The organism is Paenibacillus sp. FSL R5-0527 (genome assembly GCF_038008055.1).
Taxonomy (GTDB): domain Bacteria; phylum Bacillota; class Bacilli; order Paenibacillales; family Paenibacillaceae; genus Fontibacillus; species Fontibacillus macerans.
Window position 1 is genome coordinate 2,733,012 of the sequence record NZ_JBBOYI010000001.1, and the last position, 19,866, is coordinate 2,752,877.

General features: G+C 51.4%; 19 protein-coding genes and 1 riboswitch. Of the genes, 15 read left to right on the top strand and 4 right to left on the bottom strand.

The genetic code is table 11. The annotated features are described in order from the left end of the window. Positions 1–226: 226 nt before the first annotated feature. Positions 227–577 (bottom strand): hypothetical protein, encoded by a 351-nt coding sequence (locus tag NYE69_RS11990; RefSeq protein ID WP_340926356.1) that lies wholly within the window; start codon positions 575–577, stop codon positions 227–229. Positions 578–1,194: 617 nt separating this feature from the next. On the opposite strand from NYE69_RS11990, the gene NYE69_RS11995 reads away from it, so the two are divergent. From NYE69_RS11995 to NYE69_RS12030, 8 genes are all read left to right on the top strand, one after another. Next, positions 1,195–2,451: an MFS transporter gene (locus NYE69_RS11995; RefSeq protein WP_278739389.1), complete on the top strand. Its 1,257-nt coding sequence runs from the start codon at positions 1,195–1,197 to the stop codon at positions 2,449–2,451. A gap of 179 nt (positions 2,452–2,630) precedes the next feature. Next, on the top strand, positions 2,631–3,131 hold the full coding sequence (locus NYE69_RS12000; protein ID WP_340926358.1) for an Lrp/AsnC family transcriptional regulator: 501 nt from the start codon (positions 2,631–2,633) through the stop codon (positions 3,129–3,131). Between the two features lie 13 nt (positions 3,132–3,144). Further along, positions 3,145–4,353 (top strand): aminotransferase class I/II-fold pyridoxal phosphate-dependent enzyme, encoded by a 1,209-nt coding sequence (locus NYE69_RS12005; protein WP_155621200.1) that lies wholly within the window; start codon positions 3,145–3,147, stop codon positions 4,351–4,353. A gap of 197 nt (positions 4,354–4,550) precedes the next feature. Next, a complete protein-coding gene (locus NYE69_RS12010; protein ID WP_196427588.1) occupies positions 4,551–4,748 on the top strand; it encodes an aspartyl-phosphate phosphatase Spo0E family protein in 198 nt (65 codons plus the stop codon). 594 nt (positions 4,749–5,342) lie between these two features. Then, entirely contained in the window at positions 5,343–5,912 is a 570-nt protein-coding gene (locus tag NYE69_RS12015; protein WP_155621201.1) for a cob(I)yrinic acid a,c-diamide adenosyltransferase, read from the top strand. Further along, positions 5,909–6,880 (top strand): RluA family pseudouridine synthase, encoded by a 972-nt coding sequence (locus NYE69_RS12020; protein WP_155621202.1) that lies wholly within the window; start codon positions 5,909–5,911, stop codon positions 6,878–6,880. Before NYE69_RS12015 ends, NYE69_RS12020 begins: the two co-directional genes overlap by 4 nt. Further along, positions 6,877–7,239, top strand: a complete 363-nt coding sequence (locus NYE69_RS12025; RefSeq protein WP_155621203.1) for an arsenate reductase family protein — start codon at positions 6,877–6,879, stop codon at positions 7,237–7,239. Before NYE69_RS12020 ends, NYE69_RS12025 begins: the two co-directional genes overlap by 4 nt. A 35-nt stretch (positions 7,240–7,274) precedes the next feature. Next, positions 7,275–8,135 (top strand): 5'-3' exonuclease, encoded by an 861-nt coding sequence (locus tag NYE69_RS12030; RefSeq protein ID WP_155621204.1) that lies wholly within the window; start codon positions 7,275–7,277, stop codon positions 8,133–8,135. A gap of 720 nt (positions 8,136–8,855) precedes the next feature. On the opposite strand, the gene NYE69_RS12035 is transcribed toward NYE69_RS12030, so the two are convergent. Beyond that, positions 8,856–9,062, bottom strand: coding sequence for a helix-turn-helix domain-containing protein (locus NYE69_RS12035; RefSeq protein WP_082208085.1), 207 nt, complete (start codon positions 9,060–9,062; stop codon positions 8,856–8,858). 410 nt (positions 9,063–9,472) lie between these two features. On the opposite strand from NYE69_RS12035, the gene NYE69_RS12040 reads away from it, so the two are divergent. Next, the gene (locus NYE69_RS12040; protein ID WP_155621205.1) at positions 9,473–9,766 is read left to right on the top strand and encodes a DUF6809 family protein; all 294 of its coding nucleotides are present in this window, start codon (positions 9,473–9,475) and stop codon (positions 9,764–9,766) included. A 166-nt stretch (positions 9,767–9,932) separates the two neighbouring features. Here the strand turns inward: NYE69_RS12040 and NYE69_RS12045 are convergent, their stop codons facing one another. Next, on the bottom strand, positions 9,933–10,241 hold the full coding sequence (locus tag NYE69_RS12045) for a DUF3055 domain-containing protein (RefSeq protein ID WP_155621206.1): 309 nt from the start codon (positions 10,239–10,241) through the stop codon (positions 9,933–9,935). 261 nt (positions 10,242–10,502) lie between these two features. Between NYE69_RS12045 and NYE69_RS12050 the strand changes: the two genes are divergently transcribed. Then, positions 10,503–11,507: an HRDC domain-containing protein gene (locus tag NYE69_RS12050; RefSeq protein ID WP_340926364.1), complete on the top strand. Its 1,005-nt coding sequence runs from the start codon at positions 10,503–10,505 to the stop codon at positions 11,505–11,507. Between the two features lie 485 nt (positions 11,508–11,992). Here the strand turns inward: NYE69_RS12050 and corA are convergent, their stop codons facing one another. Beyond that, positions 11,993–12,928 carry a magnesium/cobalt transporter CorA gene (gene corA, locus NYE69_RS12055; RefSeq protein ID WP_036624882.1) on the bottom strand — a complete coding sequence of 312 codons (936 nt, stop codon included), beginning with the start codon at positions 12,926–12,928 and terminating at the stop codon, positions 11,993–11,995. 482 nt (positions 12,929–13,410) lie between these two features. Continuing rightward, positions 13,411–13,538: riboswitch (SAM riboswitch) on the top strand. A 113-nt stretch (positions 13,539–13,651) separates the two neighbouring features. Between corA and metA the strand changes: the two genes are divergently transcribed. The 5 genes from metA (at position 13,652) to NYE69_RS12080 (ending at position 19,665) form a co-directional block, all read left to right on the top strand. Further along, complete coding sequence (gene metA, locus NYE69_RS12060; RefSeq protein WP_240752496.1) at positions 13,652–14,587, top strand: homoserine O-acetyltransferase MetA; 936 nt, start codon at positions 13,652–13,654, stop codon at positions 14,585–14,587. A gap of 16 nt (positions 14,588–14,603) precedes the next feature. Beyond that, positions 14,604–15,800, top strand: coding sequence for an aminotransferase class I/II-fold pyridoxal phosphate-dependent enzyme (locus NYE69_RS12065; RefSeq protein ID WP_240752498.1), 1,197 nt, complete (start codon positions 14,604–14,606; stop codon positions 15,798–15,800). Further along, a complete protein-coding gene (locus NYE69_RS12070) occupies positions 15,793–16,983 on the top strand; it encodes a trans-sulfuration enzyme family protein (RefSeq protein WP_340926369.1) in 1,191 nt (396 codons plus the stop codon). The genes NYE69_RS12065 and NYE69_RS12070 overlap by 8 nt, the downstream gene beginning before the upstream one ends. A gap of 520 nt (positions 16,984–17,503) precedes the next feature. Next, positions 17,504–18,640, top strand: coding sequence for a cyclic dehypoxanthinyl futalosine synthase (mqnC, locus tag NYE69_RS12075; RefSeq protein ID WP_340926371.1), 1,137 nt, complete (start codon positions 17,504–17,506; stop codon positions 18,638–18,640). A gap of 116 nt (positions 18,641–18,756) precedes the next feature. After that, complete coding sequence (locus NYE69_RS12080; RefSeq protein WP_155621211.1) at positions 18,757–19,665, top strand: putative sporulation protein YtxC; 909 nt, start codon at positions 18,757–18,759, stop codon at positions 19,663–19,665. Positions 19,666–19,866 lie beyond the last annotated feature (201 nt).

Genomic DNA, 19,866 nt, shown 5'->3' on the forward strand with positions numbered 1-19,866 from the left:
GTTTATTTCACTGAAAACCGGCTTAGTTTGCTTAGATTCAGGCAAATAACGGCGATCACAACCTTTAGAGTTTTGAAAAAGGCTTTTTTCGCAAATTAGCCGCTGTTACAACCGTTAGATTTCCGGCGGGCGCTTTATCGGCTTGAAAACATGATCATTTCCCCAGAGTTAATGCAACGCTAGTACCGCTTGGGCGTCTTTTTTGGATTTTACAGAACATAATCGATTACTTTAAATACGCGGCCCGTGCCTCTTCAAAAATGATTTGGAGTTTTTCTTGAGTCTCTTCGCTTCCTTGAAACTGGACATCAGGTATGCTGTCGACCAGTCCGTTCACTTTTGCTGTTGGCACCTTTCCAAAGTAAACCCCTTGAATCACATTAACTCCCGGTTCCGTCTTACTCGGCCGTAAAAATAATAAGTATTCTTCATCGTTATTCATTAACTGGTAACCCATTGTGCTGTAAATCATATCCTTGCCGGTTGCGGCATTCTCTTGAACAATCATCGTATCACTATTGTTCAATGCGCTGTCGGTTTCATTTTTCAATACTTCGCTAATAGCAAAGTTGGACAAGGTACATCAAAAACGCTATTAATTTCGGCTCAAAACCGAGATCAGTGCTTGACAAAATGAATTATGACTTTGGCTCTGAGGTGGCTGTCTGCGTTCGTGTCCTGGTATCCCTGCATGCTGCTTTGCACGATTATCCCTTTTGTTCAGAGGGTAGAGGGTCGGGGCTAATCAAACCTATTTTCTTGTCCTGGATTTATCTTCCACTCTGCTTCCGGATCAAATGGGATAATCGTGCAAAGCGTCCGGACAGCGGATGTTGATCTGCCGATATTTCTTGCCACGATCGGTTATCGGCCTCCCTGTCAAACGCTGATTATTAGGTTGAGCCTTAATTTCTTCTGCGAAATTCTCATTACCGTGCATCGATGTATTCAATGAAAGCTGCTATCGCTGTTTAACGGTATTCCATTTCTTCGCTATTCTTACGGCGCGGCCATTCGGAGTTATCGCATAATCCCGATTTAACACAACCCCGGCCTGCCCATAAAAAAAATCTCATGCTTCCTCCAGTTTTGGGCATCTTACAAAGTGCGTATTCAAAAAGGCGGGTTTAGAGCAACGGACTTTTTGGACAACCTCTGCAAGAGTAACTTTTTTGACGGCTGGAGGAACGAATCATGAGTAAACACCGCAAAAGCCTGAACGGCCAATCAATCCTGCTGCTGGCGGTCAACGGACTGTTTGTGCTGGCCGGAGCCTTATCGGGGACATTTCTCAATGTGTACATTTGGAAGATGAAGCAGGATCTCCCCCTAATCGGTTGGTTTACGTTTTCCCAGCAACTGGCGCTTGGCCTTACGTTTTGGATTGCCGGCAAATGGGTCAAGGAGCGCGACAAAATGATTTTTCTGCGGCTTGGCATCATCGTATCCGGCTTGTTTTATTTGCTGGTGCTCTGGGCGGGGAAACACGCGGTCGATTACATCTGGCCGTTAGGTTTACTGTACGGCACCGGATCAGGCTTGTTCTGGCTGGCCTTCAACGTCGTATATTTCGAAGTGACCGATGTGAAGACACGGGATTTGTTTAACGGCTGGGTTGGAGTGTTGGGATCGGTGATCGGCATTTTTGGACCCTGGATCTCCGGCTGGCTGATTACGGTCAAGCACGGCGTAGCGGGGTATCGGCTTATTTTTACAATTTCCCTTGTTGTATACGGCATTGGCATATTGCTTAGCTTTTGGCTTAAAAAAAGAAAACGGGGAGGTCCTTACGACTGGCTCGCTCCGGTACGTAAATGGCAGCACGGCAGCCCATGGCGTCAAGCCGCTCCCGCGTCGGCGGCCCATGGTTTGCGCGAAGGCGTGTTCACTTTCATTACTAATTTGCTCGTCTTTATCAGCACGTCGGCCGAATGGCGGATCGGGCAGTTTTCGTTGGTTACTTCGCTGGTATCGCTCGTCAGCTATTGGGCGGTCGGGAAATGGTTGAAGCTGAAATTCCGCTATTACGGGATGCTGATTGGCGCTGTATTGATTACGCTCGTCATCGGTCCGTTGCTGTGGAAGGTGAATTATGGCGCGTTGATGTTTATGGGCATCGGCACCGCCCTGTTTTTGCCCCTGTACCTCATCCCCGTCGTTTCTTCGGTATTCGATTTGATCGGCAATAGCCCGGAAAACGTGGAGCAGCGCGTCGAGCTCGTCGTCCTGCGGGAGCTGAGCATCACGGTGGGGCGCCTGGCCGGAACGCTATTGTTTATCGTTATTTATTCGCTATATCCGCGTATGAGCACGATTACGTGGTTGATGTTCGGTTTGGGGGCGACGCCGATCCTTAGCTGGCTGGCGCTGCGCAAACAGCTGAAAAAGGCACCTACGCCTTCGGAGCCCGGCGGCCGCCGCAAAAAAGCAATCAAGCCCGTTAGAGCCTAATGCCGAAAAAGGAACGAAGACATCCATTCCATGCGCAACCGTCCAGTTCCGGGAAGCTTACCTAGAATGGACGGTTTTTCTATGCAGGAGCCTAAATTTCATGTAATATAAGTATTAAATTTAGATTCCGAATCACTGGATTGATGCGGTGAAGCGGAAGCATCGCTGGAGGATGAGGGATGAAACAACTAAGCGAATTGAAGCTGAAGGTGCTGGACCTCCTGAAAGAGGACGCCCGCCGTGATGCGAATCTGCTGGCGACCCTGATCGGGGTTCCGGTAAAGGAAGTGGCGGAAGCGATCAGGGAGCTGGAAGATGACCATGTGATCGTCAAATACGCGACGGTGATCAATTCCAGCAAGCTGGACGACGAAAAGGTAACGGCTTTGATTGAAGTTCAAATCACGCCCGAACGGGGACGCGGGTTTGAAGCGATCGCGGAGCGGGTTTATTTGTTCCCTCAGGTCAAATCCGTCTATTTGATGTCCGGCGCGTACGATTTGCTGGTCGAGGTGGAGGGCCGCAACCTGAAAGAGGTGGCCAGCTTCGTGTCGGAAAAGTTGTCGACGCTGGAGTCCGTGTTATCGACCAAAACCCATTTTATTCTCAAAAAATACAAACAAGACGGCGTCATCTTCGAAGATCCGGAAGAAGACCGCCGTTTGATGATTTCTCCGTAAAGGAAGTAATGTTATGAGCGTTAATTCACAGCAAGCAGAGCAGGCAGGACCAACGATGACTTCATATTTGGCTCCCCGGGTCCGGGAGATTCAGCCTTCCGGCATCCGCCGTTTTTTCGACCTGGCCAGCGGGAGCAAGGATATCATTACTTTAGGCGTAGGTGAGCCGGATTTTATCACGCCGTGGCATGTGCGGGAAGCTTGCGTGTATTCGCTGGAGCGCGGGTACACGAGCTATACGTCCAACGCCGGCACGCCCGAGCTCAGGGAAGCGATCGCGGAGTATTTATATTCCAGTTATGACGTCAAGTATAACCCGAAGGATGAAATTATCGTTACGGTGGGCGCAAGCGAAGCGATCGACCTCGCCCTCCGGGCGCTGATCGAACCGGGGGACGAGATCCTCGTTCCGGTTCCTTGTTACATCTCCTATTCGCCGATCGTTACGATCGGGGGAGGGATTCCGGTAGAAATCGAAACCTACGCGGGCGACAATTTCAAATTGAAGGCCGAGCACCTAAAGGCTAAAATCACGCCGAAGTCGAAAGTGCTGATTTTGAACTATCCGAGCAATCCGACGGGCGGGATTATGACGTACGAGGATTGGCTTCCGATCGCCAAAGTGGTGGAGGAGCACGATCTGATCGTTATTTCGGATGAGATCTACTCGGAACTGACGTACGGTCAAAAACACGTCAGCTTCGCATCGATTCCGGGCATGAAGGACCGGACGATCCTCGTCAACGGTTTTTCCAAGGCGTTTGCCATGACCGGCTGGCGGATGGGATATGCCTGCGGCCATCCGGATTTAATATACGCCATGCTCAAAATTCACCAGTACACAGTGATGTGCGCTCCTGTCATGGGGCAAGTCGCGGCCCTGGAAGCCCTCCGAAACGGACTTGAGGAAAAAGACCAGATGATCGAATCCTACAACCAGCGGCGCAGATTGATCGTTCAAGGGCTGCGGGACATCGGTTTGAGTTGTCATGAACCGCAGGGCGCGTTTTATGCCTTCCCGAGCATCGAATCGACGGGGCTGACGTCGGACGAATTCGCGCAGCGCCTGCTGATCGAAGCCAAGGTTGCGGCGGTGCCCGGGAATGTGTTTGGGGCTGGAGGCGAAGGTTTTCTTCGCTGTTCCTATGCAACGGGAGTCAGCCAAATCAATGAGGCATTGCATCGGATGGGAGAGTTTGTCCACAAACTGAAGCAAGGCTAGAAAAAAATCCCTGCAGAAATGGTGTTAATTAACATTTCTTTCATTTTTTAATTGATTATTGTCATAAGGACATGGTATAATTCGATTTTGGAAGAAGGTTTTAGTTTCTCAGGGAGGGATTTCTTTTGCGCAGTGGTGGATACAACCTGCCATTCGATAACATGATAATCGCCGAAGGCAATGATACGAATCAGTGGATGGACGAAGAAGATCGGGCGAATTCACCACAAGCTGTAACGTTAGAAGATGAAATTCATCTGCTGCGCAGTAAAATGGAGAAGATCTTTTTACAGGAGAAGTCCTTTACTTCGGATGTCGTGATCGAAATCAGCAGTTTGCTTGATTTGAAAATCAATGAGTTTATGAAAACCCATAAAAAAGTAAAAAATGGTTAGCCGCTTGCGGCTTCGAAGGGGATCCCGGGGGATCTCCTTCTTTTGCTGTTTGGTATCCTAGAATGTACGTTGAAGGAAACCAGGCTGCCCTTGGAAACTGTTGCGAAAGACATAAGGGCAGGAAATGTCGTTATTTCGGCGATATGCGTCCATCTGAGGGAAATAGAGGACATTTATGTCTTTATTTTCTCGAATCGCCAGTAAATACCGGGAATCTGAACCATTTATGGAAAAATAAAAACATAAAATGCCGCTAAGGGTGACGAACATGGCTGGCTCCGGATCATAAGAACACAAATTGGCGCTATTTTGGAGGCCATCCGGCTTGTCTTCGTCGTTCCAGCAGCCGGCTGTCTAGCGCCGAATTCTAGATTGAGCCATAAATTGCCGCTGCTTTAGGCGACAGGGTTCCCACACTTAATGGATGGGCCTCTGCATAACCTCCGTTCTCTGGCGGTTTTTGTTGTGGTATCATGGAAGATGGCAAGTTCCGATAGAACGGCTGACCTATATGCGAGACTTATATGCGATATCTATATGTGAGACCTATATTCGAGATCTATATGCGGCTCGAAGCGAGTGGGAGGAGTACCAATGCCAATTTACACGCGTACCGGAGACCAAGGGCAAACCTCGGTCATCGGGGGCAGAGTGGACAAAGATGACGACCGGATTGAAGCTTACGGAACGATCGATGAACTGAACAGCTTTGTCGGGGTAGCGGCGAGTTTGGCTGGACCGGAGCTGTTTTCCGATTTGCGGGAACAACTGGTGGAGATTCAGCAGGAACTGTTCGACTGCGGTTCGGATCTGGCTTATGTCAAGCTGTCCGAAAGCCGCTATAAAGTGGGGGCGCAGCTGGCGGAACGGCTGGAAACGTGGATCGACCGGTACGAAGCGGAAAATCCGCCGCTGGAAAGGTTCATCCTTCCGGGCGGAACCGAATTGGCTTCGGCCTTGCATGTTTGCCGTACCGTCTGCCGCCGGGCGGAACGACGCGCGGTCACCTTAAGCCGCCACACGGAAGTGAATCCGCATGTGTTAACCTACTTAAACCGGCTGTCCGATTATTTCTTCGCGGCGGCCCGCACCGCCAATGCCCGGCAGCACGTTTCCGACATCGAATACGCGCGCGGCAGGAAGGTGTTCGGCAACAAGTCATGACCGAATATTACGATCCGATCACCTATCATGTCACCGAACGCGAGGACGGCTGGCAGATCAAAAGCGTGCTGCAGCGCCGGCTGGGCGTATCCCGCAAACTGCTGTCCAAAATCAAGCTGACCGAGCGCGGGGTGCAGCTTAACGGCGAAAGAGTTTACATCAGCGTGCCGGTCAAAGCCGGCGATACGGTTTCAATCACACTGGAAAAAGAAACGTCAGAGGATATTTTGCCGGAGCCGCTGCCTCTTGACATCGTTTATGAAGATAAGGCATTGCTTGTGGTGAACAAGGCGGCCGGCGTGATCGTGCACCCGACGCATGGCCATTATACCGGTACGCTGGCTAACGGTGTTGTGCATTACTGGCGGGAAAAAGGCGAAAAATTCCGGTTCCGCCCGGTGCACCGGCTGGATCAGGAAACAAGCGGACTGCTGGCGATTGCCAAAAATGCCTACGTGCACCAGCATATCTCCGAGCAGTTGATCGCCGGGCAGGTGACGAAGAAATACACTGCGCTTGTGCACGGATGGCCGGCGGAGCCGGAGGGGATGATCGACGGGCCGATCGACCGCGATCCGGCCGAGCCGCACCGGCGGATCGTCACGGAGAGCGGTTATCCGGCGCAAACCTATTACAAGGTGCTTGATGGCCGGAAGGCGGGCTCATTGGTGGAGCTCCGGCTCGGGACGGGGCGGACGCATCAAATCCGCGTCCACATGACCTCGATCGGCCATCCGCTGATCGGCGACAAATTTTATCGGATGCCGGGGTTGGGCTTGCTCGGACCAGAGGAGCGGGAGGCCGTGCTTTGGTGGGACGAAGCCATCGGCCGGCAGGCGCTGCACGCCTCGGAACTGGGCTTTGTTCATCCGCTTACGGGCGAGCCGCTCCATTTCACGCTGCCGCTGCCTGCGGATATGCAGGCGCTGTACGATCTTTTGCGAAACGGAAGGGGAAGTTCAATATGAGCAAATTATTGGTTTATCAATATCCGCCATGCGGCACATGCCGCAAAGCGATTAAATGGCTGGAGTCCAAAGGCCACGAGCTTGACTTGCGGCACATCAAGGAGAGTCCGCCAAACGAGGCCGAGCTGTCCGCGTTGGTGGAACAGAGCGGTTTGGAATTGAAGAAGTTTTTTAATACGAGCGGCGAGGTTTATAAAGAATTGGGGCTTAAGGACAAGCTGTCCGGCATGTCCAGGGAAGAGCAGATAACGCTGCTGTCTTCGAACGGCATGCTGATAAAGCGGCCGATCGTCACGGACGGAAAAACGGTCACGGTCGGGTACAAGGAAGAACAATACGAGCAGGTATGGGGCAAATAGCTCCATGCTTTTGAGGAAGGCGGTTTATATTTTTCATGAGCGAACATAAAATTCTTGTGGTTGACGGTATGGCCTTGCTTTTTAGAGCCTACTTTGCTCAGTCCTACAGTGCCAGACGTCTGGCGGACGGTACCCCGACCAATGCGATTTACGGATTCCTGCAATATTTGTTCGACGCGGTCAATACGTTTAGCCCTACGCACGTCCTATGCTGTTGGGATATGGGCAGCAAAACGTTCCGAAATGAGCTTCACGCGGATTATAAAGCGAATCGTCCCGAGGCTCCGGAAGACCTGGTGCCGCAGTTTTCTTTGGTCAAAGACATTGTAGCGGCGCTCGGCATCCCCAATATCGGACTCGAAGGATACGAAGCGGATGACTGCATCGGCACGGTTTCCAACCGGTTAAGCGGGTTCGGTCATGTTTATGTTCTTACCGGCGATCAGGATATGCTTCAGCTGGTGTCGGAACGCATTCATGTCGTAATCATGAAAAAGGGCAGATCCAATTATGCGGTGTACGACTTGGATTTCTTAAAAGAGGACAAGGGAATTCAGCCGTTCCAGGTGGTCGAGATGAAAGGCCTTACCGGCGACACCAGCGACAACTATCCCGGAGTGAAGGGGATCGGCGAAAAGACGGCGTTAAAGCTGCTGGCCGAATACGAATCCATCGATGGGATTTTGGACAATTTGGAGCATTTGCCGAAGAGCGTTAAAGCCAAAATCGAGGCGGATTTGGACAACCTCCACTTGTCCAGAACGCTCGCCCGGATTAATGTCGAGGTGCCGATCGAATGCTCGCTGGAAGAATGCTTGTGGACGGTGAACCCGGACGATGCGGCGGACTTGTTTGAAAAATACCGGTTTACTTCTTTGTTGAAAATGATTGGTTAGAATCGAAGAGAAACGCTTGTAAGCCATTCCGGCATACGGGATGGCTTCTTTGACATATCAGAAAGTATAATTCCGAGGGAGGAGAAGAGGAAGCAGGGCGCTAAGGGACACCAGAGCCGTTATCTGAGGAAATCGAAGGGTATGCAAAATGTAAACAGATGAATTTATTTATCTCAAATCGTCTTGGATGAACTGGTTTAGAGCGAAACGTTAGACCCTCCTACGCGTCCAAGGTATGGGATTGCGCGGGCAAAGGACCTCGCCAGAGGCGAGGTTTTTCTAACATTCGATAAATGAAAATATCACAGACGTATACTGGGCATCTTCAGTGAGTTCATTATTCTCACTTCAACGAAGGCAGGTTGATAGTAGGGGAAAGTGGGCTTAAATACCGCACTAATGGTAGGAAGCGATAATGCTCCCCTGAGTCATCACTGGCATTTGAGCTCACGCCAGAAATCTAACGGTTGTATCAGGCGCTATTTTGCCAAAAAAGCCCCTTTCTAAATTTTAAAGGTTGTGAGCGTTGTTATCTGCTCTAATCTGAGCCCCAATCGCCGGGTTTTAGCTAAATAAGCGCCATGGCAACCGTTAGAATTTGAAAACGGCGATATTGGAGCAAATAGCGGCTGTGGCAACCGTTAGAATGTGGTGGCGAGAAATTGTATCTTGTCGGATTTAATGCAGGCGCTAGTGCTGAGTCATCCCTATCCATTAAGATTAGCCATCTTCCAATACAAGAAGTTCGCTCAAGCTGATGTTTAAAGTCTTACAAATCACATCAAAGGTGCTGAGATGTACCCTGTCAACTTCTTTGGAACAAAGATGGCTTATGGTATTTGGTCTTAGTCCTGTTAGTCTTGCTAATTCACGCTGAGACATATTGCGTTCAGCTAGAATCTCTTTGAGTTTTACGACAACTGGCAAAATGCCACCAACTTCCGAGTAGAGTTTATCACATAAATTATACGCGTTCTTGTCCGTTATGAAAACATGATTGACTGTATCGCCTAATCGATATACAATAAAATTGTATCCATTAGGCGATACAAAATTCAAGTTAAATATGGAGGTGAGATATCGCAAAAAAACTTGAGCGCCCTTTTTCGGAAAATCCGAAAGAAATCCGCCTTACAAGTACGGCTTACGAAAAATGAGACTGTAAAGCGTAAGATTGAGAAGTTGGATGATCATGAGTAAAAAGGAAGCGGCGCCTCCTCCCAAAAGAAATCGCCACTTCCTCCCCGCAACTGCCTGAAAGGCAGACTGCACATTTAATCTATCATGTGTAAGTCTTTCTTTCAAGGCGTTGCCATCCATACGAAAGGAAGATGAAAATGAAAAGCATGCTGGAAGCATTGTATTGTGGTGAATTTCGCCCGGAAGAGAAGATCGTCCCGAGAGATCCCGAGTTCCGTAGAATAAGAAGAGAGATATCCGAAGCCAAAGGAATGTGGAAAGGGAAACTGTCTACCGATAATTTCAACCAACTTGAAGCGCTGCTCGATTTGCACAGACAGACCGAGTCGATGCAGGCTACATCTTCTTTCGTAAACGGGTTTCAGCTTGGGGCATTAATGATGATGGAAATATACGCGGCTAAGGAAGAATTTCTTTTTGGTTTAAAGTGAATTTTCGGTAACATAAATTTGAAATTTTATGCAATTTACTTCCAACGGACATTTCCGGTCGGACCAGACTATAAAGCGGCAGGAAGCTGCGGTTCTGACCGGAAATTGGTTCATTCGTTTGAGTTAAGAATCGTTTGGCTTTTGTAAAGACGAAACCTTTGTGGCATCAGTCCGTGAAATAAGCGTCGCCAACCACCTGATACAGAAACGTGCGCATTTCTTCGGCTTCTTCTTCGTCCAGGCCGTAGACGTGTTCAAGGTAGCCTTCCTCTTCCAAATCATCCGTACCTAAGATGGCGGTTTTGCCGGATTGCAAATCCGTGACCAGCTTTTTGCCGTAAAAGCGGTTCGTCGTTGTGACGGCGAGATCGAACCGCCGCAGCGAGCCTCCGATAAATGTGACGAAACGGGTCGAGGTATCCTCAGTGCTGTCGGAGAGAAAGTCCAAATCTTTATGCGGGTTCGGTTGGCTCATCATTTATGCCTCCTATGGGTGTAGTTACATCTCTTTTTGGTTAATTATACAGGAAAAGCCGGACTGTTGGAAAAAGGATTAATTTTATATTGACAGCGTTATCTATTGACACTCTCGCCAAACATGGTATGATTAGGAATAACAGTATACGTCTGGAGGAAGCACCTCTCTTGCGATGACCGCAGGAGGGGTGCTTTTTTGCGTTCTGCCATAAACAGGCGGATTCCTCTGCGTAGCTGAAGTTAAAGGAGGAGAAAGCTTATGCGGATCGTGTTTTTGAACAGTTTGGAGAAGAAAAGAAACGGTGCGTTGATGACCGAGGCCCAGGTCTGGATCGGCGAAGAGGAAGGGCAATGGCGGATGGGCTGGAACGAATTGACCGCGGACGGGGAGAAGGAGCATTTATGGTACGAGGGGGCTTCCTGGTCGGAAATGCTTCACGTTTACCGCCATCGTCTGGCGGTCAAGCTGGGGGAGGGATTTCGCCCCGTCATGGAGGGAATCTGGGATGAGAAAGAGCAGCTGAGAGGGCGGGGAATGGCGGCTCAGAAATTGATTTGTTACAGCGAGTTGAATGCAAACGAGCCTATGTACAACGAGCTTTGCGCATGGCGGAGAAAGAAGGCCGCCGCCGACCGGAAAGCGCCCTATCTCATCGCGAGCAATCGGCTGCTGCGCATGATCAGCACATTTTTGCCGCATACGGCCGAGGAACTGCTGCAGCTTCCGGGCGTAGGCGAGAATAAAGCCGCCGAGTTCGGCGCCGAGGTGCTGGATATTACGCAGAAGGCGGAACGAACCCGCGATTTTCCGCTGGATTGGGTGGAGCGGGAGATCGATGATGAGACGTTCCGGTCCTGGCTGTATAAGCAAAAGGAGGTCAAATTCCGCGCGGAGATGGAAAAATTCAGCGTTCGCCGTTCGTTGCTTGAATCCCTGGCCGCAGGTTCAAGCTTAAGCGACATGTGTTCCCGGGCCGGCATCGAGCGGAGGGAGGCGCTGGAGCTGCTTGAATTGTTGGAAAAGGAAGGGTATGATACCGATTCGCTGGTGGATGCCGAGCTGCAGGAGATGCCCGAAGAGGAGCAAATCGCGGTTTGGCAGGCTTACGAGGAACTGGGGGACGCTTTTCTTAAGCCGGTGCTCCAGAAGGTTTACGGCGCCGAAACACCGGAAGGAGCAAATCTCGATTTGCTCTACGAACGGCTGCGCCTGATCCGCCTCCGTTACCGCCGCCACCACGAAAGCGCCCGCCACGCGGGGTGATTGTCTCCATATAAAAAAGCGCCGAACATGGTTTAACTTCCATGTGGGCGCTTTGACCTTCATACCAAAAGAGCGGTGTAACGGGATGGAGAGAAAATTTGAAGCGGGTAGCGCTTGCCTTGCCGCTTCAGTATTGTCTATATAAGTTGAATTAAAGAAGCGTACAGAATAGGCAAGAGGGTTCAATATTCTAAGGAGTACACATTTTAGAATATTGAACCTAGGTGAAATGATTCTGAAGAAACTCAAAGCTTTCTGGAAGAAAGCTGCTTCGGAAGCATACGCTTGGTCGCCTTTGTGAGCGGATTTCTACAATATTTGAATTTATACAATCATAGAAATCCGGGAACAACAGCGATCGTAAGAACATTTCACCCGTCTGCCCCATCTGTGCAATCATTAATTCAACTTATATAGAATCCTAGCGGCAACAGCGTTCGTAGGCCCAAATATTTCTCGTAATCCCGTTCTTCACCGCTCTGCCCCTAAATCCAATCCCGCTTCCGGAAAATATAAAACATGCCCAAACCAAGCACGAGCATAATGCCCAAAACGATAAAATAGCCGTATTGCGAATGGATCTCCGGCATGTTGTCGAAGTTCATCCCGTAGATGCCGGTGATCAGCGTCAGCGGAATGAAAATCGTCGTAATCGCCGTAAACACGCGCATGATTTCGTTGGCCCGGTTGGCGATGGCGGACTGGTAGGCCTCGCGCAAGTTGCCGACCAGCTCGCGGAACGTATCGAAGTTTTCCGAGATCTTCACGGCGTTTTCATAAATGTCGCTGAAATATTTCTGCAGTTGGTCGTCGATCAGCCGCAGATCTTTTTTATTTAAAATATTGATGACTTCTTTTTGCGGGCCAAGCACCTTTTTGAGCCACAAAATTTCGCTTCGCAGCCCGATGATTTCGTTCAGGTGCGAACGTTTCGTATGCATCAGGATGTCTTCCTCAAGCTTTTCGATCTTGACTTCGATCCGGTCGCCGACAATGAAATAATTGTCCACCACGAGGTCGATCAGCAGATACAGAAAACGGTCGGGTTCGCTTACTTCCTGTTCCCATAAAATCGGCTTGACCGCCCGCAGCTCGTTGATTTTCTGCTTGGTCACGGTAATGATGTAATGCCGTCCCAAAAAGATGTTCAGCGCCCGCAGAAAAATCTCTTCGTCATCATAACGGATGCTGTTCACAACAATAAAATAATGGTTGTCGTAGGTCTCGATTTTCGGACGTTGCTCTTCCTCGGTCAGGCAGTCCTCCACAGCCAAATCATGCAGCGAAAACAGCGGCTGCAGCAGCGCCAGATCGTCCACGTCGGCATCGATCCAATAGAAGCCTTCCTCCGGCGGGGTTGTTGTCAGTTCAACGTCCTCTACAGCGGTAAATACGCCTTCTTTAACATGACGGATTTTCATATGCTTTCACTCCCTTTCCCCTGGGGATGAATCCAGGGTTTGCTCTTGGTTGGAGCATAGGAAAGAGACCGCTGCATTCGGCCGCACCGAAAGAGGCGTTTAGCCAAACACCGGGAAACGGAAGTGCCCATCTTGGTCCTTGAGCACCCAGCTGATCAATTTCCTATGCGATTGTAATTTCCGGGTTGTCCTCTGCGAACTCGGGTCGCCTTCCATTCTCGGTTTCACCTCGCAACTTTTCAAAATTGAAACATTTAGTCCGCTTCAAGGCCGAACAGCCTCTAAGCACTTGTTTAGTATAACGCCGGGATCGGAAATGTTTCAACCCAAAAGTATATTATGCACCGGGACGAAAGCCGTACATGAAAAAACGGTGTGATTTTTCTCCTAAGTTCTTGACGGAAGGCAGCATTTACATTAAAGTGATTTCAAGGAGCAACGCTTCATGAACGAAGCTCCGAACACCAATTAAATACAGCGAAATCTTATCAAGAGCAGGTGGAGGGACTAGCCCGATGAAACCCGGCAACCGGCGATCTTTGATCGCAGCGGTGCTAATTCTTGCAGAACCGATTTCAAGCGATGCTTGGCGGATTCTGAGAGATGAGAGAGGCGCATACTGGAACGTAATGACCTTTCTCCCGCGGAGAGAGGTCTTTCTTGTTATCGCCGACTTTCGAATCGATATGATTTCCGACTAACTTCTAAAGGAGTGAACCCCCTATGCCGATTAAAGTACCGGACCATCTGCCGGCCAAAGAAGTGCTGACCCACGAAAATATTTTCGTGATGGACGAAAGCCGGGCCTACCATCAAGACATCCGCCCATTAAGGATCGCGATCCTGAACCTGATGCCGACCAAAGAAACGACCGAAACGCAAATTTTGCGTCTGCTCGGCAACACGCCGCTGCAGGTTGAAATCGTCCTGCTCCACCCGAGCTCCCATACCTCCAAAAATACTTCGGCCGAGCATTTGGAGATGTTTTACAAGACGTTCGACGAAATCAGATACCGCCGGTTCGACGGCATGATCGTTACGGGCGCTCCGGTGGAGCAGCTGGAATTTGAAGATGTGAATTACTGGGAAGAGCTCAAAGAAATTTTTGAGTGGAGCAAAACCCACGTCACTTCCACCATGCATATTTGTTGGGCTTCCCAGGCCGGTCTTTACTATCATTACGGCGTGCGGAAAATCCCGCTGCCGAAAAAATGCTTCGGCGTGTTCTCCCATACGGTCAACGATCCGCGCGTCAAACTGCTGCGCGGCTTCGACGAAATGTTCCTGGTGCCGCATTCCCGTCATACGGATGTGGAACGCGCCGACATCGAGCGGGTGCCCGAACTGCAGATTTTGGCCGAATCCGAAGAAGCCGGAATTTACCTGGTGGCCAGCCGGGACGGCAAACAGATTTTCGTGACCGGACATTCGGAATACGATCCCGATTCGCTCAAGTGGGAGTATGAACGGGACATAGCCAAAGGAATGGAAGTCGATCCGCCGGTCAACTATTTCCCGAAAGACGATCCGTCCCGTCCGCCGGTTTCGTCCTGGCGCGCCCATGCAAACTTATTATTTTCCAATTGGCTGAACTACTATGTGTATCAAGAAACGCCGTATGATATCGATCAAGCGGCGGAAATTATGTATGAGATCTGAAGTGGAGGGATAACAGATGGGAGAGAACAACAAGCAAGAGTGGCGTATCGAAAGCGTCCTGGCGCAAATCGGTTCCGTGGAGGAACCGGTGACCGGGGCGGTGAATTACCCGATTTATCAGGCGACGGCGTTCCGGCATCCGCGGCTCGGTCAAAGCACAGGCTTCGATTACGCCCGGACCAAAAGCCCGACCCGCAAAGTGCTGGAAGACGCGGCGGCCGTTTTGGAAGCCGGGGATGCGGGGTTTGCCTGTAGCTCCGGCATGGCGGCGCTGCAAACGATATTCACCCTGTTTGCCCAGGGCGATCATCTGATCGTATCGCTCGACCTGTACGGCGGAACTTACCGTCTGTTGGAACGGATCATGTCCAAATACGGCGTGACGGCTTCGTATGTGGACACGAACGATCTGGACGCGCTGGAAAGCGTGCGCAAGCCGAACACCAAAGCGGTGTTTATCGAAACGCCGACCAACCCGCTGATGATGGTGACCGACATCGCGGCCGTCGGCAAATGGGCGCGTACGCACGGCCTGCTGACGATCGTGGACAATACGCTGCTTACGCCGTATTTTCAGCGGCCGCTGGAGCTTGGAGCGGACATCGTGGTGCACAGCGCGACCAAATATTTGGGCGGGCACAACGACGTGCTGGCCGGACTGATCGTCACCAAGGGCAAAGAGCTGTCCGAGGAGGTGGCGTTCCTGCACAATTCCATCGGCGCGGTGCTGAGCCCGTCCGATTCCTATCAGCTGATGCGCGGCATGAAGACGCTGGCCCTGCGCATGGAGCGCCATCAAAGCAACGCCCTGGCGGTCGCCAAATACCTGCAGAGTCATCCGCAGGTGGCCGAAGTGTTTTATCCGGGGCTCGAGGATCATCCGGGATACGAAATTCAGAACAAGCAATCCAGCGGAAATACAGGGATATTCTCCTTTAAAGTGACGGACGCCCGCTACGTGGAGCCGGTGCTTCGCAACCTGCGGCTGATCGCGTTTGCGGAAAGCCTCGGCGGTGTCGAATCGCTAATGACCTATCCCGCCGTGCAGACCCATGCCGACATTCCCGCCGAAATCCGCGAGGCTGTGGGCGTCGACGACCGTCTGCTGCGCTTTTCGGTAGGCATTGAACATGAGGACGATTTGATCGCCGATTTGGGACAGGCTTTGGAGGCGGCGCGGATCGAAGTCGAAGGGGGACAAAAACATGAGTAAACAGGAGCATAACGAAGCGGCGGCTCAACCCGGGAATTTGGAAAAAAAATTCGACACGAAGCTGATCCATTTCGGCAGCGAGGTCGACAGCGCGACGGGCGCATCCAGCGTGCCGATTTATCAGGCTTCGACGTTTCATCATCATGATATTTTTAATCCTCCGCAGCATGATTACAGCCGCTCGGGCAACCCGACGCGGCAGGCGCTGGAGGATTATATCGCGCTGCTGGAGGGCGGCGTGCAAGGCTTCGCCTTCTCCAGCGGAATGGCGGCGATCTCCACGACGTTTATGCTGCTGTCCGCCGGCGATCATATCATTGTGACGGAGGATGTGTACGGCGGTACATACCGGCTGCTGTCGAACATTTTAAGCCGGATGAACATCGAAACGACCTTCGTCGACATGACCCGGCCGGACGAGGTGAAAGCGGCTCTCAAGCCCAACACCAAAGCGGTATATATGGAAACGCCGTCGAATCCGACGCTGAAAATCACCGATATCGCCGAAATTTCCGTCTGGGCCCGCGAGCATGATTTGATCAGCATCGTCGACAACACGTTCATGACCCCGTATTACCAGCGGCCGATTGAACTGGGAACCGATATCGTGCTGCACAGCGCGACCAAGTTCCTGGGCGGCCACAGCGACGTGCTGGCCGGTTTGGCGGTGGCCCGCACCGAGGAATTGGCGAAGCGGCTTAAATTCCTGCAAAACGGCATGGGCACCGTGCTTGGCGCGTCGGATTCCTGGCTGCTCATGCGGGGCATGAAAACGCTTGGCGCCCGCATGGCCCACAGCGAAATCAGCGCCCGGAAGCTGGCCGATTGGCTGAGCAAGCGCGGAGACATCGACGCCGTCTTTTATCCCGGCTTGCCGGATCACCCCGGCCGGGAGATCCAGGAGAAGCAGTCGGCCGGTTACGGCGCGGTCGTCTCGTTTGACGTCGGCTCCGGCGAGCGGGCGAAACGGCTGCTGAGCGAAGTAAAGCTGCCGATCGTCGCCGTCAGCCTCGGCGCCGTCGAGAGCATTCTATCGTATCCGGCGATGATGTCCCACGCCTCGATGCCGCAGGAAGTGCGCAGCGAGCGCGGGATTACCGACGGCCTGCTGCGGTATTCCGTCGGTCTTGAAGATATCGGCGACCTGATCGCCGACTTGGATCGCTCCCTGCAGCGAAGCTGATATTTGTTTTACCCCATAGTACCCGGTCATCCTGGCCGGGTGCTTGCTTTTTGATAAGGAAGTTAGCGGCATTTTATGTACTTATTATCCGGACTCAGGCATGTTTATTCCCATTAGCGGCATTTTTGGTACTTATTTTCCTATGAAAGGTCCAGAACGCGGTCATTTCCTTGTCATTCGAAAAAATAGCGACATAAATTGTACCTACTTCTCTCAAATGGACGGATGCCGCCGGAATAACGCCTTTTTTTGCCCTTATATTTTTGCTGGACTCCTCTCTCAGGCTCAGGCAACCAGGTTTTAGCCATTTCAACTGCACTTTTGGAGCGACCAGTTGGTCCCATAAGGCCGTCCTTCTTCCAACCGTTCTTCCAACCGTTCCTCCAATCGTTCTTCCGATCCGGCCTTCGCTCAACAACGGGTGCTGTTTTTCTGCCCATGATTATGTTACGATTAAACCATAATGTTTAATTTTTCACGATTTTATTTATCTCATTTTTAGTTGCAGGGAGGCAGTGATATGGCTGCGATCGACGATATATTAAACAAGGCGCTGCAGGGCGGACGGCTGGATTTGGAGGACACGATCCGTCTGTTCGAATCCGATGAAGTGGAAAAAATGGGGCACACGGCCAACATTCTGATGGAGCGGAAACATCCCGAACCGGTGACCACGTTCGTCATCGGGCGGAACGTCAACTACACGAATATTTGCGACGTGTACTGCCGTTTCTGCGCGTTTTACCGCCGTCCGGGCTCGGAGGAAGGGTATGTCCTGCCGGATGAGGTGATTTTTCAAAAAATCCAGGAAACGATCGATGTCGGCGGCACAGAAATCCTGATGCAGGGCGGAACGAACCCGAATCTGCCGTTCAGCTATTATACGGACCTGCTCAAAGCGATCAAGCAGCGGTTCCCGGATATCACGATGCACTCCTTCTCCCCGGCGGAGATCATGAAAATGAAAGAAGTGTCGGACGGCTTGTCGCTCGAACAGGTGATCCGCGAAATTCATGCCGCGGGCCTCGATTCGCTGCCCGGCGGCGGCGCGGAAATTTTGGACGACCGCACCCGCCGCAAAATCAGCCGGCTGAAAGGCTCCTGGAGAGACTGGATGGACGTGATGCAGACGGCGCATAAAATCGGTATGAACACGACCGCGACGATGGTGATCGGGTTCGGCGAATCGATGGAGGAGCGGGCGCTGCACCTGCTGCGCGTACGCGATGCGCAGGACGAGTGCATTCAAAACGGCTACCCGTCGGAAGGTTTCCTGGCGTTCATTCCATGGACGTTCCAACCGGACAACACGAACTTGAAAGCCGAGAGACAGACGCCGGAATCGTACCTGAAAACGGTGGCGATCAGCCGGATCGTGCTCGACAACATCAAAAATCTGCAGTCTTCCTGGGTGACGATGGGCCCCGAAGTCGGGAAGCTGTCGCTGCAATACGGCTGCAACGATTTCGGCAGCACGATGATCGAAGAGAATGTCGTCTCGTCCGCAGGCGCAACTTACAAAGTCAACATCGGAACGACGTTGCAAATCATCCGCGAGGCCGGAAAAACTCCTGCGCAGCGCAATACGAAATACGAAATTTTGCGGGTGTTTGACGAAGAAGCCACGGTCGAACGCGATTTTATTATGCAAAATTAATCCGCATAAGCTGGCAGGCTATTGGCAAAACTGCCTTTCATTCCATGAACCTATTCCGTATATCCGTTTCCTTCCCGCCATATACTTGGAGAAGGAAGCGGAAGGGGGACAGGTTCATGGATTTTTTTACGATACGGGTCAAAGCCGCTGAGGCCGAAGCGCAAAACCGGTTTGCCGGTTACTTGCATGATGCCGTAAGCAGTCTGCACTCTCCGCGGGCCGTGCTCACGCTGAGCGAGGTTTCGGGCGGAACGATGGAGGCTGTGGTCAACCTGCCGGGGGCGGCGGGAGAAAACAAACCGGAACGACTGATCGACCTTTTATCGCTGGGATTAGCCAAGTATGTCGTGCATGTGAAAGAGGATGAGCTGCTCGGACGGATTTTGAACCGGGAATATGAGTGGACTTCGCGCGAGGAAATGGAAATCGTGAAGAACATCTGCCGCGAGCTTTTGGAGCAGCCCAGAGACGGAGTCAAGACCTGTCCGGCGGATAGGCGGGTTCAAATGGTTTGCGCTGCGCTGCGGGAATATCTGCACAGCGAAAAGCATCTGCATCTTGACGGTTTTGCCGCCTTCCGGCTGAAGGAGTACGAGGCCAGTCTGCGGGAAGCCGCCGATTTCGCGGTGGACGAGTATTTGCTGGATAAGCAGTATGAGGAGTTTATTAGTTTGCTGCAGTATTTTGTTTATTTTCAGGAACCGCTGACGCCGCTTGTCCATTTGATGCATAAGCAAGGACATGAATTCGCGATTTTAAACGAGCAATTTTCACCGATCCAACTTCCGTCCTCGGGCGGAGTGGTGGCCCGAATCGCCGATCAGGAAATGGAAATGGAGGACGTTATCGTCAGCACGCTGATTTCGCTTTCCCCGGACCGCATTTTGATCCATACACAGGACCCGGGGGCACAGGTCATTGAAACCTTGGCGAAAATTTTTGGCGAGCGCGTGGAAATTTGCCTTCTCTGTCCGCAGTGCAAGCTGTTTCACCGTGAAGTCCGCCGCCTGGATCAGGGCACATAATAAAGAGGTAAAGCGTTTGGAAAAAAGCACATCGGAAGCATACGCTTTGGTGCTGAAAATCCGGCTTTTTGAACTCGCACTTAAGGGTTATCCGGCAAAATCTTGACGAGCCGGCGGGGATAGCATTATAATGATGTTCAAGCTAAAAGCGATGACAAAGACATGAACCAAAATGCCTGACGGTGCAGAGAGAGGGAACAT

Bases quoted from the DNA above. Each gene is read 5' to 3' on its own strand.
- metA (WP_240752496.1), top strand. From the start codon at position 13,652: ATGCCGATTAAAGTACCGGACCATCTGCCGGCCAAAGAAGTGCTGACC.
- NYE69_RS12040 (WP_155621205.1), top strand. From the start codon at position 9,473: ATGAAAAGCATGCTGGAAGCATTGTATTGTGGTGAATTTCGCCCGGAA.
- NYE69_RS12065 (WP_240752498.1), top strand. From the start codon at position 14,604: ATGGGAGAGAACAACAAGCAAGAGTGGCGTATCGAAAGCGTCCTGGCG.
- mqnC (WP_340926371.1), top strand. From the start codon at position 17,504: ATGGCTGCGATCGACGATATATTAAACAAGGCGCTGCAGGGCGGACGG.
- NYE69_RS12020 (WP_155621202.1), top strand. From the start codon at position 5,909: ATGACCGAATATTACGATCCGATCACCTATCATGTCACCGAACGCGAG.
- NYE69_RS12000 (WP_340926358.1), top strand. From the start codon at position 2,631: ATGAAACAACTAAGCGAATTGAAGCTGAAGGTGCTGGACCTCCTGAAA.
- NYE69_RS12005 (WP_155621200.1), top strand. From the start codon at position 3,145: ATGAGCGTTAATTCACAGCAAGCAGAGCAGGCAGGACCAACGATGACT.
- corA (WP_036624882.1), bottom strand. From the start codon at position 12,928: ATGAAAATCCGTCATGTTAAAGAAGGCGTATTTACCGCTGTAGAGGAC.
- NYE69_RS12025 (WP_155621203.1), top strand. From the start codon at position 6,877: ATGAGCAAATTATTGGTTTATCAATATCCGCCATGCGGCACATGCCGC.
- NYE69_RS12015 (WP_155621201.1), top strand. From the start codon at position 5,343: ATGCCAATTTACACGCGTACCGGAGACCAAGGGCAAACCTCGGTCATC.
- NYE69_RS12070 (WP_340926369.1), top strand. From the start codon at position 15,793: ATGAGTAAACAGGAGCATAACGAAGCGGCGGCTCAACCCGGGAATTTG.
- NYE69_RS11995 (WP_278739389.1), top strand. From the start codon at position 1,195: ATGAGTAAACACCGCAAAAGCCTGAACGGCCAATCAATCCTGCTGCTG.
- NYE69_RS12080 (WP_155621211.1), top strand. From the start codon at position 18,757: ATGGATTTTTTTACGATACGGGTCAAAGCCGCTGAGGCCGAAGCGCAA.
- NYE69_RS12045 (WP_155621206.1), bottom strand. From the start codon at position 10,241: ATGAGCCAACCGAACCCGCATAAAGATTTGGACTTTCTCTCCGACAGC.
- NYE69_RS12010 (WP_196427588.1), top strand. From the start codon at position 4,551: ATGGACGAAGAAGATCGGGCGAATTCACCACAAGCTGTAACGTTAGAA.
- NYE69_RS12030 (WP_155621204.1), top strand. From the start codon at position 7,275: ATGAGCGAACATAAAATTCTTGTGGTTGACGGTATGGCCTTGCTTTTT.
- NYE69_RS12050 (WP_340926364.1), top strand. From the start codon at position 10,503: ATGCGGATCGTGTTTTTGAACAGTTTGGAGAAGAAAAGAAACGGTGCG.